Consider the following 12967-nt stretch of genomic DNA (forward strand, 5'->3'; position numbering starts at 1 on the left):
GGCATAAGGAAACGTCTAAGGCCAACAAGCGAGGTCTTAAGCGAAAACTCATTTCAAGTTAAGTGAGGATAGAAAAAGAAAAGTCCACCCATGCACAGGACACAGGGCACGGATGGACTTATGAGAGTTGAACTCACGGGTGATAAAACCCAGAGTCAACGCCGCTTAGATATCGAAGCGATCGGCGTTCATCACCTTATTCCAGGCTTTGATAAAGTCCTGCACGAATCTGTCTTGTCCATCTTGAGCTCCGTACACTTCAGACACTGCGCGCAATTCAGAGTGCGAACCGAAGACTAAATCGACGGGAGTCGCGGTCCATTTCAGTTTACCGCTCTTACGATCTTGCCCTTCGTAGATACCTTCTTGCTTCTCTGACTTGCTCCACTTGGTTGACATATCGAGCAAGTTAACGAAGAAGTCATTGCTTAAGGTGCCAGGTTTATCGGTAAACACCCCGTGTTTCACGCCAGCGCTGTTGGCATCTAAGGCACGCAGACCACCTACCAGTACAGTCATTTCCGGTACGGTCAGATTGAGCATGTTCGCACGTTCAATCAGCATCTCGGCAGGAGAATGGCTGCTATCCTTCGAGTAGTAGTTACGGAAACCATCCGCCGTTGGCTCAAGAACCGCGAAGGATGACACATCGGTTTGTGCCTGAGTCGCATCCATACGTCCTGGAGTAAATGGCACAGAGACAGCCACACCCGACTCTTTCGCAGCCTTTTCTACTGCCACGCTACCGCCGAGCACAATCACATCGGCCAGCGAAACCTTCTTGCCACCTTTCAGTGAGCCGTTGAAGTCTTTTTGGACTTTTTCCAATTTAGCCAGCACCTTAGCTAACTCTTTAGGATTGTTCGCCTGCCAGTTCATCATAGGCTCTAAACGAATACGCGCGCCGTTTGCACCACCACGCATATCGGTACCCCGGAAGCTGCTGGCCGAAGCCCATGCCGTTCTCACCAATTCGGGAACCGTTAAGCCGGAAGCCAAGATTTTGTTACCTAAGGCTTTGATATCGGCGTTATCGATTACAGGGTGGTCAAGGGCGGGAATAGGATCCTGCCAAATCAACATTTCCGCTGGCACATCGGCACCTAAGTATCTTGCCTTGGGCCCCATATCGCGGTGAGTTAACTTAAACCATGCCTTAGCGAAGGCCAGCTCAAACTCCTGTGGATTTTTAAGGAAACGGGTCGTGATCTCGCGGTAAATAGGATCTTCCTTCAGCGCGATATCGCTGGTGAACATCATAGGAGCATGGCGCTTATCCGCAATATGCGCATCGGGGATCAGATTAGCGGCCTTACCGTCGGCAGGTATCCACTGGATATGGCCTGCTGGACTCTTGGTTTGTACCCAATCAAAGGTATACAGCCAAGTTAAGTATTCCATGGTCCATTTGGTTGGGTTGGATGACCAAGCCCCTTCTAAACCACTGGTAACAGTGTCTTCCGAGTGGCCTTTGCCGCATTTGTTTTTCCAGCCTAAACCTTGTGCCTCAACACCAGAGGCGGCGGGATCGGCACCGACACATTTAGAGGGATCATGCGCGCCGTGCGCCTTACCAAAAGTGTGACCACCCGCGATCAGCGCAACGGTTTCTTCATCATTCATCGCCATACGGCCAAAGGTGTCACGAATTTCCTTCGCCGAGGCTAATGGATCTGGCACACCATTGGGTCCCTCTGGGTTAACGTAAATTAAGCCCATTTGGGTCGCGCCCATCGGCTTAGTCAGTTCGCCCTTTTCGTTGCGGCGTTTGCTATCGAGCCAGGCTTTTTCTGAACCCCAGTTCACCTGTTCCGCTTCCCAGTCATCGACACGACCACCGGCAAAACCAAAGGTTTTAAAGCCCATAGACTCCAGCGCCACGTTCCCCGTGAGCACCATTAAGTCGCCCCACGAAATCTTGCTACCGTATTTTTGTTTGATAGGCCACAGCAGGCGACGCGCCTTATCTAAGTTCACGTTATCTGGCCAGCTGTTTAATGGCTCGAAACGTTGCTGACCACCGGCACCACCACCACGACCATCAAAAATCCGATACACACCCGCGCTGTGCCACGCCATACGAATAAAGAAAGGACCATAATGACCGTAGTCCGCTGGCCACCAATCCTGAGACTCAGTCATCAGGGCTTTGATGTCTTTTTTAACGGCGTCGAGATCTAAGGATTTAAAAGCTTCGGCGTAGTGGTAGTCGCTACCATAAGGGTTTGATTCAACTGCATTTTGACGTAGCGGGCTTAAATTTAGCTGTTCTGGCCACCAAAATTGATTACCCGTGACTTGCTCTTGTGCGATAGCAGCCCCACCAAATGCCAACGACATCGCCAAGGTCAGCGCTGACAAGGTAGGAATAGTAGTTTTCTTCATGATGATTACCTATTTCTTCTAGTAAGGACATATCTGCCTGCACAGATGTGTGTCGTTTGTTTGCTGCTCAACCCCATGTCTCGTTGTGTAATTCTCGGGTAATGCATGAAACCGTCACCACAATCGATGCCAGAAAGTGTAGTGATGCGAGCTAACTATATGAAATGATTAAAATCGATGATTGGAATCGCCAAAATAGATTAACGATTGTTAATTTATGAAAGGATTATCAAAATCCCGACTTACGGCAATCCATGCGGTATCGGGGTAAACAGCGATTAAGCCGTTACTTCACGGCCGTACCACCACTTAGGCGTAACTGTGATAAAATGGCCGCCGTTTTCTGTTAACTTCGACAAGGTATTGCAATGAATCCCATTATTGCCATCTTAAAAGAACACAATGTCACTGATGCAAAAATTAACGAGCTTTTTCAAGCATTAACCGATAATCCTCTCATGGCGATGGGCATTATTGGTCAGCTTGGGATCCCGCCCGAAAAACTGCAGCAACTGATGGCGTTGGTAATGCAAAATCCGGCGTTAATCAAAGAAGCCGTACTCGAGTTAGGTCTTGATTTCGCTAAGGTTGAAGCAGCCAAGGCACAGCTACAAAAGTAATGCTGCTCCAGCCCATGGCTTAAAAAGGTAAAGCGACGTTCGCTTTACCTTTATCTCCTGTTCCACGCTGTTACATAAAGATATAAAAACCTTATCCCCCCTCGCGAATAATATTTGCTAGAGTGTTGTGACATCAGTGACAACAAGGAAGCAAGATGCGCCCACATATTCCCCTATTAGCACTACTATTGCCCGTATTCTTGTTGGGTTGCCAAGAGCAGACTCAGGCGCAAAATCCATCCAATGTGGACAACACCGCCGCGCAAAGCACCGCCAAAACGGACACCGCACAAGCAAGCACAGCTCAAACTGACACGCCCCCAAAAGAGACGAGCGAGGACAAAACGGTCACAGTGGATAAGCGCAACAGTCCGCAGCTTCACACGTCGACTGATAAAGGTTTTATCAAGCCAAGTATTTCACCCCAAGGAGAAGGCGTAATGCTGCAAGGCACTGTGAGATATATGAATTTAGAGGGTGGATTCTGGGGCATTATCGCCGACAACGGCCAAAAAATACTGCCAAAAAATCTGCCGCAGGATTACCGCAAAGACGGGCTACGCTTGAGTTTCACCGCGCAGGAAATCACTGGCATGATGACCATTCAGCAGTGGGGCACACTCTCGAGTTTGAGTGACATCACGGTTATCGGCCAAGTCGAGAGTCAATCGGCGGATCCACGACTCTAACAAGCGTTGGCCTGAGTATGAGCCGCAAGCTTCGGGCAAAAACTCAGGCCACACTTATTGAACATTGAACATCGAGCGAATAGCATCCCCTCGTTCTGGCAAGGTATCCTAAGTACGCGCACATCAGGTGATGGTTCCACACCCGATGGCTCAAAGGATACATGCCACAGGGGGCAAACATTAAGGCTGCCCCGACACCTTGGCCTGCTCAGCCTGCCACTCTTCAATCACTTCTTTTGCCGCCCGAAAAGCCTCAATGCCCGATGGCATGCCGCAATACATGGTTGAATGTAAAAGCACTTCTTGGATTTCTTCCACAGTGCAACCATTACGCAACGCGCCGCGCACATGGCCTTTTAATTCGGTCGATGCCTTTAACGCGGCAAGCGTCGCTATGGTCACAAGACTGCGAGTTTGCCTGGAAAGCCCCTCACGCACCCAAACCTCGCCCCAGCAGTTCGCCGTCACCAACTCCTGTAATGGACGCGTAAAATCCGTGGCACTGCTCAAGGCCTTATCGACAAAACTATCGCCCATCACGGCGCGGCGCACTTCCAGCCCCTTCTCGTATTGTTCATCATTCATCAAGGCGTCCTTATTTCGTATCATCAGAACTTATTACTACTATCACCATCACCAGCACAACATGGAATGGCATGGTTCACTCCAAAGAATTTAACGTGAATGCTCCGATTGTTAAATATGGATGAGTGAAACATCGATTATCAAGTGCAAAAAACACAAATCTGAATGTTGTCGTCCAATCTAAATATCTAACGCCATAGCCTTAACGCACAACTTGTTCGTAGGTATTTGAACTTCCTTTTGACAACCGTTCCTACACTTTCAATATGGCTTCATTATGCAACAATCACCGAATATTTTTCGATTGGGTATAAATTTATATGTTAATCTAAAACCAGTTTTATATAGGAGTTTACTAACATTATGAATCAACAAAAACTAGAAGTAATGATGCCAAAGTTTGTTAGTGACTTCGCATGCGTTGGTAGTGACTGCACTGCACACTGCTGCAATACCTGGGCTATTGAGGTCGATAAACAAACCTATAAAGCTTTAAAAAAACACGGTGATATTGAAATTCGCCAGCTAGCATCATCAACTTTCAAACTAACTAGGCAATCAGAAAAAAATTACGCTACTATCAAAATGTCTACCGATGGTGATTGCCCTCTTTTAGATGAAAACAATTTGTGTAATATCCACAAAAAATGTGGTCAAAACCTATTGCCTCACATTTGCCAAGACTATCCACGCACTCCCCGTTGGTTTGGCAAACATGTAGAGATGAGCATGGCTATATCATGTCCTGAAGTAGTTAAAAAGGTATTATATGATCCTGACGCTATGATGATATCAACCGCGATGCAATATCAACATGAGTTAAGTCATGGGAATATTAGGGGGCTAACTTCTGCCAACTTACCTACATATTTAGAATTTATACGAGACTTTTGTTTTAGCGTCGCCTTAAATCCAGCACTTGATTTTGAACAACAGCTTTTTACTATTGGATTATACTTAAAACAGTCAGACAGTTTTTTATATAGCTTACCTCGTTTATTCGAATTAGCTGATAATTTTAACACTATGATTTGTGATGGTACTTTACTGGAGACCTTTCAATCTATCCCATCAGCACCAGCAATAAAGTGGCACTTCTTTGCAAATCAAGATATAGCCCTTGTCACTAACATATATGAAAACAGAGATATTCCATTATCTAGTATTAAGAAGTTTGATGACTTTATAGAATGCCAATTAATGCTCATGAAATGTCTGAACAATGTCGAAAAAACTGATGATAATACTGTGGTTGTAGCCAATCCACAGCAAGAACATCATGCATATACTGATACGCTAGATGCTGCACAAAAATCAATCAACGAACATTTGAGCGAACATCCACAACTTTTAATCAACTTCTTACTATATAGTATTTACAATGACCAATTCATGGCGCATTTAGGTCAGCGACCAATCGAGTATTTTAAGTTTTTCATACTTGATGTATTAATGCTAAAAAGCTATTTATCAGGAATAGCTATACAGCAAGAAAAATTAAGTCAAGAATCTGTTATAAGATTATTTCAAAGTTACTTTAGACGTCGACAGCATTACCCTGGCATATTAAATTCCATGAGAAACATAATAAAAGAGGCTGAAAAACAAAGTGAATATATTATTTTCTCATTATTGAAAAGTTAAAGACGTAAAAGTTGGCAGCATTTATAGTCATAATAGCACTTTGGGGATGACTGGTGACTAAGTTCATTTATTTGGCAATTTATAATTGAGCACATAGCAAATGCTAATATAAACCTTATAAATGAAGGTGATACCAGTTGATTGATAAATCGGATAACCATTAGATGTATCCGATCGCAGTCAAAGATCATTTATTCAATCCCTGTGTTATCCAATCTCAGTTAGCCTACTCTAGGGAAGATAGCGTGCTCGCGCCATACTCCTTAGGTGGATGCTAGGGCGCAAAAATAACAATGGGTTTATCCCGATTGGATAAACCCATTCACGACGAACTGTTTTCAGAAGATGAGGTTAAGAGCCCATCAGACAATCAGAAGCCTTAGGGATAAATACGCTTCCAATCGGCTTTCATATCGACCATGGGCCAGCCTTTGGCCGTTGCCTCATCTAAGCCTTTGTTTAACTGACCGATATGGGAGTCGCGATCATATTTCCACTCACGCTTGTCATCGGTATGGTGGATGTACATAGGTAAGCGTAGGCCGTCACCCGCCGCGGTCCATTGCAACATGGCTAAGTCGCCATCCGAATTACCAAAGGCGGCTATGGGTCTGCGGCCTATACGTTCATATATTTCCTGCACTTTCATTTCTTTATCGTCGTTCACTAAGAAATTGGGCATGCGTTTTAATGTCGGCTTACCGTCAACCAAGCTGAACTCGGTCTCAAAGGTGCTGCCCACCACTTGCTCAGGGGGAATATGGTAAACGCCTTCCACCCAAGCCCGCATAAAACCAGTGCCGCCGCCGGAGACGATAAAGGTCTTAAAGCCATTAGCACGCAGGTAATCCAACAGCTCTAACATAGGCTGGAACACCATTTCGGTGTACTTTTTCCCTGTGGTGGGGTGCTTGGCCGTGGCAATCCAGTCCTTCACTATGGCATCGAACTCATCGGTGCTCATACCGGTATGGGTCGCATAAATCACTTTCACTAAGTCTTCGGAATGCAGCTTGCTCACATCGCCCTTAAGCACGCTGGCGAAGGGTTCCTCAGTTTTCCATTCGGGATGGCTTGGAGCCAGGGTTTTGAGGCGGTCGAGGGCAAACAACACCTGAAAGTACATGGGCTGCTCAGACCATAGGGTGCCGTCGTTGTCGAAGGTCGCGATCCGCTCGGCTTCTGGCACAAAATATTGGGAATTCTTATCCGTCACTTGCTGCACAAACTGTGTAATGGCCGCCTTGGCCTTGCCATCGTTCCAGGATGCCAAAGGGTCACTCTGGGCCGCGTAAGCTTGCCCCACCAGCAACATACTAACGAGTAACAACATCCAATTGCGGTATAGTCGTATGATTCTCACAGGGTATCTCCTTATTACGATCGGTAATGTCCCTCTATGACTCAGAGGCTTTGGGTTCGGATAACACTTTTCCAGCTGCTACGTTTTCGGTTAGTAAGGGTTGTTTCTCTAATGCGACCAGCGCCTTAGGTAAAGCCAACCCCATTCTGGCTCGCTTAATGCGCTTCCAGAGGTAGATAAAATCCGCCCGATGAGTCGAATGGGTTTGTAACCTCAGGGCAGCAGCTTGCCAATCAGGCTCTGTGGATACCGCTGTCATCGACAGTAATTGTTTGCGCCGACGTAAGCGTCGGTACAAGAGTGCTCGACAGGTTTGCCATTCACCGCGGCGCAGAGCGCGGTAAAACACTAGCCACACAGGAATAGGATGGGTTTGGTAATACGCTTTCCCCCAGCGTATCAATAACCCCAATAACGCCGCGCTTAATAGCAGGATGAAAAGTGTCCATACGTGGTACTTCAACCAAGAACTCAGGGTATGCTTGACCTTAATACTCTTTCCTTCCAACACTATCAGCTCCAACTGGCCGCTTTGGGTGTTCCACCACCAGAGTCGATACTCGGGCCAGCTCACATCGCCGCCATGTTGCAACACGTAGGTTTGGCTATCGATTCGGCTCGACACATAACCTTCACGGCTTTGTTTATCCACAAGCTCGGGCGAAGTGGGATACAGCTTCCAATCGGAAGAAGCTTGCGCCGGCATAAGATTGGGCAGCAACACAGATAGGGAATCATTGGCCTCAATATGAATGGTGCGCACTAGGCTATCCCCCACCTTGAGCACCTCAGTCTCATTTGGGCTCCACTCCTGCAGCACTTTAACGTCCGATGCTGCAAACCAAGCCTTTGTGCTGGCAAGCTCGGCACTGGGCAGAGCCACCCGAAATCCCATCGCAGGGGTTGTAAGCGTGACAGCTTGTTTGTCGCCATTGACCCCAGCCACCTGAGTGATGACTGTAGCTTCTGGCACGCTAAAGTCACCGCTGGTTTGTGGATAGAGGGCGATTTCCCAGCGCTGCCGCGACCAAGTCTGGCCGTCTTCCTGCTCGGTATAGTTAACGGCAAAGGTATTGCGTTGCTTCACTAACACATTGGGGATTTCAATGCCCTTTATCTGAGTGCCCGAGGTAAACCAGCGGTTGGTCGACACCTCAATCTGCAACAATATCTGCTCCGTCGGCGCCCATAGCTTTTCAGTTCCATCGGGGTTTGCATCCGGTTTGTCACCCAACCACGCCTTCACTTTGACCGCGGTAGCGGGCTCGGTTGGTAGGGCATCGCCCGCCTGCGCATGGGCATGGGTTACGAGCAGCAAACCATTCAATATTAAGGTGATGAACATCGAAGCGATGACTCTTCTAGCTATCAATCTCGCACTACCTATGACTGGCTTTATCGATACTCGCACTCTGCTGCCAGATAGTGTTTTGTCGCAGCTCAGTGCACTGATTGCATGACTCATGGCTGCAATCCTCCCTTGGCGTTATCAGTGCTCTGTGCGTCCTTAGGTTGCAGATTTTGCAGCTGAAACTTCGCCCGCAAAAATTGTTCGGGATTAGCCTCGACTCGCTTAAGCCAGACTTCGGCCAATTTAGGATCGCCTAACATCTGCTCCGCCGTCAGGTTTTGCGACTGCATTTTATCCTGTGAGGTTTGTTCATCGGCGCCTTCGGCGGTCTGCGGCTCGTCGTCCGGCAATTCGATAGAGGTTTCCTGATCACCCATACTGTTGGCTTGGGAGGCGCTCGCTTGATTGATTTCATCAATAAGCCCTTGGATAACCTTAAGATTATGCTCGATATCGGCTTTTAGATCTGGAGCAATATCCTGCTTTTTCGCCAGCGTCCTCAATAGTTTACGCGCCGCGATATATTCCCGCTGCCGCGCTAATGCGCTGGCGGCGTAATAGGCGCCAAGATCGGTTTGTACCTGCATAAAGGCCGAGTGGGCGAGTTTATACTCGCCGCCATAGTAGTAGGCGATTCCCTTGTTGAGCACCGAATGGTAAGCCGCTGCCGCCTTGGCAAATTCGCCCTTATTAAACCAGAGTGCGCCTTGTTGATCCGGCGTTAGCCACAGATCCAACCACCATTGCCAACTCCGCTCGGCAAAACTGACTTGTGTCACTTGGGTCTCGGTGGCCGCCTTAGAAACGGTGATTTCGGCATAGGCCTGTTGCGGCGCAATACTCGGTAGCGTTAACGCTAACACTAGGCTCCACTTCACCAACCAGCCCCGGCGAAACCACAGTAAACTGAGCAAGGCTAAGGGCCAAAGCAACCAATAGCCTTCATCTAACCAAGGCATGCTGGAGTCATTATTTAGCATGCTAAAGCGCTCAATTTTGCGCTCAAGTGCCTGAATATCCGCATCATCTATTGTCATGCGGTACAGACTGCCGCCCGTGCTATCGGCCAAGTTTGCTAGGGAGTCAACATCCACTGGCACCTGCGATTGAACATCGGGATCGCCGATCGCCAAGATCAACAATTGATAGGGAGGATGTTCAAACTGCTCGGTAAAATAGCGCTCAAAGGCATCGATAGTGAGTTGGTCAACGCCGTCGGTAAGCAGTAAGACACTGTTGCCAGCATTCGCGGGTAATTGCTCAGCGAGCTGACTCAGTGCAGTTTGCGCCGCCTTGCCGGATAACGGCATCACCTCAGGGCTTATCGCCTCAAGGTAAGGCTGTAACACCTTAGCATCGCTAGTAACGGGCATAGCCACATGGGCGCTGCCCGCAAACACCATCAACCCCGTCTTACCGCCGCTTCGCGCCGCAATTAAATCTAAGATCTTATGTTTAGCGCGGCTGAGTCTATCCGGTGCCACGTCCTGTTGTTTCATGCTCTCACTGCTGTCGAGCAACACCATCAGCGCGGCATCGTCTTCGCCGAAGGGCGACGCTTCGCGCTCCCAGGTCGGTCCCGCACAGATAATCACCGCCAATAACAGCAATAACATTAAGATTTTCAAAGGTAATTGACTGCGCCAACCGCCTTGATTCAGCGTGAGCGCACTGCGCAAATGGTTGGGAAAAAATACCAACCGTTGCTGCACATCATCCCGGCGCCAACGCAGCATCAGCACAATGGCGAGTGGAATGAGGGTCAATAACCAGAGTGGCCGTATAAAATGAAACTGCGCCAACATTTGCAGTTCTAAATGCCAATCACTCATTGGCCACCTCGGTGCGGCTGAACATTTGCCGCAGCGTCATCCAACTAAAAATCAACAAGTGTAGGGCGAGTACAATGGCAATCAGATAGTAATGCAGGGTAATTTTCGGGCGGAAACTGGCGCTGCTGTATTGCTGCGGCTCCAACTTATCGATCAGCTGATACGCCTTATCCAATTCCGCTTGGTCGATAGCAATAAAGGCGCGCGCCTGAGTGAGCTGCGACACCCTTTGAACCACCTCCATATCCATTGGCTGCTCGCCCACATGGGTTGGATCGCCCATAGCGATAGTGTAAATCTTGATGCCTCTCGCGGCGGCAATCTTGGCGGCATCCACGGGTTCGACAAAGCTGCCAGTATCGTTACCATCGGTCAGCACTATCATCACCTGCTGCTCCGATGGCTGCGGATTTTGCTCGAACACTTTAATGCCAAGACCAATCGCATCGCCAAGATGGGTGCTCTGCCCCGCCATCCCCGTTTGCGCCTCCTCTAGCAAGCTTAACCACACCTGCTGATCGGCGGTAAATGGCGTTTGGATAAAGGCGGCATCCCCAAACAAGATCAGTCCAAACCGGTCGCCACTGCGTTTGGCGATAAATGTTTTTAAGACGTTTTTCGCCGCGTTTAAGCGGGTTAAGGTACTGCCATCGGCGGTGGTAAAATCCGCCTCATCCATCGAGCCAGACAAGTCTACCAACATGAGGACGTCCCGCCCGAAGGCTTCGCGGGTTTGCACTTCACCTAGGATGCTAGGCTTAGCCAATGCGGTGACAATCAACAGCCAAGAGAGGATCAGCATGCCCCGCTGCCAATGTTTCGGGCTGAGCAGACCAGCGGCAACTTTGGGAGTCTCGTTCAATGCCCGTAGGATTTCGGTAAAGAACGGCACTTTGATCGCATCTTCGCGGCTGCGGTACGCGGGCACAAACCAGTACACCACCACGGGCAGCGGCAACAGGATAAACGCCAAAGGATAGGCAAACTCAAGCTGATCCATGGCGAGCCTCCGGCAATTGATGCCCGCTTAACCACTGGCTTAGCCCTTGGCGCACAGCGCTAAAATCGGGGCGAGCGGCATTAGGATCTTCAAGGCATTTTAGCCACTGCTGAAACGATTCGTCGTTCGCGAGGTGAGCCTTCGTATGGTAACGCCCCATCTGCTCGAGCAAGGGAGCACCGTAGAGGGAGGCATTTTTCGGCTCTAAGTAGACCATCACGATTTTAATAATCTTCATCATCTGCGTCGGCCAATGCGGGTCCTCCGCCGACAGACTCAGCAAGGCCGTTATCGCCTCCTGACGGTAACGGTTACGCCACCAGAAAATCCCCTTGAGATACAGGCGATAACCCAGATATAGCAGCAATACCAGCAGCAATATTTGCCAGCCCAGAGTTTGTGGCCACCAGCTCACAGGATCGGGCTGAGCTACGTCTTTTAACTCCCTCAGCATGTAGCTGCTAGGAGGAGACTGAGTTGCGCCAAGCAGTGAGATTGCCGTCATTGGATATCACTCAGGGTACGAGCCAGTTGCAGCAGATGATCGCCTTGTGTGCCGATTTCAATGAAGGGCATACGCTGCATCGCCATCAGATTTTTGAGTTGGGTTTGTTTCTCAAGATATTGTTTTTGCAGCGCCTTATTCACCTCGGCCGTTTGTTGCCCCTTCTGTAATGCCAACTGATATTGGCCATCACCCACAACCCAAGTGCTGCTAACACTGTCTTCGGGCACATGGGTTTCCATCGGATCAGAGATAAAAATACACAGCACATCATTATGCTGCTGCAGGTACTTTAACTGTTTGAGGGATTGGTTATCGGCATCGGCAAAGTCGCTGACAATCACTAACGTTGCGGCTTTGAGGCTGCGCTGACTTAAGATTTGCATCCACTGGGCGAAGCTTACCCGTTTGCTATCTCGGCTCGCCGCACTTAGGGAATGATTGGCTTGGATAAGCCTATCTAATCCCATTAAAAAATGCGCTGTACCACGCTTTGCCGAGCACCAATGCAACTGCTGAGTCGCGGATATCAACAGCCCAACCCTGTCATTATTGGCCAGCGCCAGCCAGCCCATTAAGGCGGCAATCTCGGCGGCCACGACGGATTTCATATGGCTCACCGAACCAAAATACATGGAGCTACGTTGGTCAACGCAGAGGATCACTTGGCGATCTTTCTCTTCGGTGTAACTGCGCACATGGGGCTTACCCGTGCGTTGGGTGACCTTCCAATCCATTTGGCGAATATCATCACCCAGTTGGTAGTGGCGCAGCTCCTCAAAGTTCAGCCCGCGCCCCCGTTGATGCGATTGATAACGGCCAGAAAGGTGCGCCCGAGAGTAACGCAGGCTAAGCATTTTGATTTGCGTCGTCTGTCCCTGCAATCGCACCAGTTGCGGCAAACTGGCATAGATACGGGGGTCCTGTTGCTTAGCGGCAGCGGACATGGACGACTGAGTTCGAGTGGATGCGGCCAGAGATGCGAACGCCATA

Annotated in this window: 11 protein-coding genes; 3 read left to right on the forward strand and 8 right to left on the reverse strand. The window is 49.0% G+C overall.

Annotation, left to right across the window (positions count from 1 at the left end):
- Window positions 1-165: 165 nt before the first annotated feature.
- A complete protein-coding gene (gene katG / locus L2713_RS04460; protein WP_248967077.1) occupies window positions 166-2385 on the reverse strand; it encodes a catalase/peroxidase HPI in 2220 nt (739 codons plus the stop codon).
- A 368-nt stretch (window positions 2386-2753) separates the two neighbouring features.
- On the opposite strand from katG, the gene L2713_RS04465 reads away from it, so the two are divergent.
- On the forward strand, window positions 2754-3005 hold the full coding sequence (locus L2713_RS04465) for a DUF2999 family protein (protein ID WP_007650566.1): 252 nt from the start codon (window positions 2754-2756) through the stop codon (window positions 3003-3005).
- Window positions 3006-3160: 155 nt separating this feature from the next.
- Window positions 3161-3694, forward strand: a complete 534-nt coding sequence (locus tag L2713_RS04470) for a hypothetical protein (RefSeq protein ID WP_248967078.1) — start codon at window positions 3161-3163, stop codon at window positions 3692-3694.
- Between the two features lie 180 nt (window positions 3695-3874).
- Here L2713_RS04470 and L2713_RS04475 read toward each other — a convergent pair whose 3' ends face one another.
- The gene (locus L2713_RS04475) at window positions 3875-4279 is read right to left on the reverse strand and encodes a carboxymuconolactone decarboxylase family protein (RefSeq protein ID WP_011624114.1); all 405 of its coding nucleotides are present in this window, start codon (window positions 4277-4279) and stop codon (window positions 3875-3877) included.
- Between the two features lie 363 nt (window positions 4280-4642).
- Here L2713_RS04475 and fliB point away from each other — a divergent pair, with 363 nt between their 5' ends.
- Window positions 4643-5923, forward strand: coding sequence for a flagellin lysine-N-methylase (gene fliB / locus L2713_RS04480; RefSeq protein WP_248967079.1), 1281 nt, complete (start codon window positions 4643-4645; stop codon window positions 5921-5923).
- Between the two features lie 379 nt (window positions 5924-6302).
- Here fliB and L2713_RS04485 read toward each other — a convergent pair whose 3' ends face one another.
- The 6 genes from L2713_RS04485 to L2713_RS04510 all read right to left on the reverse strand — a co-directional run bounded on the left by L2713_RS04485 (window position 6303) and on the right by L2713_RS04510 (window position 12966).
- Window positions 6303-7286 carry an HAD family hydrolase gene (locus L2713_RS04485; RefSeq protein ID WP_248967080.1) on the reverse strand — a complete coding sequence of 328 codons (984 nt, stop codon included), beginning with the start codon at window positions 7284-7286 and terminating at the stop codon, window positions 6303-6305.
- Window positions 7287-7320: 34 nt separating this feature from the next.
- Window positions 7321-8631: a hypothetical protein gene (locus L2713_RS04490; RefSeq protein ID WP_248967081.1), complete on the reverse strand. Its 1311-nt coding sequence runs from the start codon at window positions 8629-8631 to the stop codon at window positions 7321-7323.
- Window positions 8632-8747: 116 nt separating this feature from the next.
- Window positions 8748-10469, reverse strand: coding sequence for a VWA domain-containing protein (locus L2713_RS04495; RefSeq protein ID WP_248967082.1), 1722 nt, complete (start codon window positions 10467-10469; stop codon window positions 8748-8750).
- Window positions 10462-11469: a VWA domain-containing protein gene (locus L2713_RS04500; protein ID WP_248967083.1), complete on the reverse strand. Its 1008-nt coding sequence runs from the start codon at window positions 11467-11469 to the stop codon at window positions 10462-10464. The genes L2713_RS04495 and L2713_RS04500 overlap by 8 nt, the downstream gene beginning before the upstream one ends.
- The gene (locus L2713_RS04505; protein WP_248967084.1) at window positions 11456-11974 is read right to left on the reverse strand and encodes a DUF4381 domain-containing protein; all 519 of its coding nucleotides are present in this window, start codon (window positions 11972-11974) and stop codon (window positions 11456-11458) included. The genes L2713_RS04500 and L2713_RS04505 overlap by 14 nt, the downstream gene beginning before the upstream one ends.
- Window positions 11971-12966 (reverse strand): DUF58 domain-containing protein, encoded by a 996-nt coding sequence (locus tag L2713_RS04510; RefSeq protein ID WP_248967085.1) that lies wholly within the window; start codon window positions 12964-12966, stop codon window positions 11971-11973. Before L2713_RS04510 ends, L2713_RS04505 begins: the two co-directional genes overlap by 4 nt.
- Window position 12967: the final 1 nt, after the last annotated feature.

The organism is Shewanella seohaensis (assembly GCF_023283775.1).
Classification (GTDB): Bacteria; Pseudomonadota; Gammaproteobacteria; order Enterobacterales; family Shewanellaceae; genus Shewanella; species Shewanella seohaensis.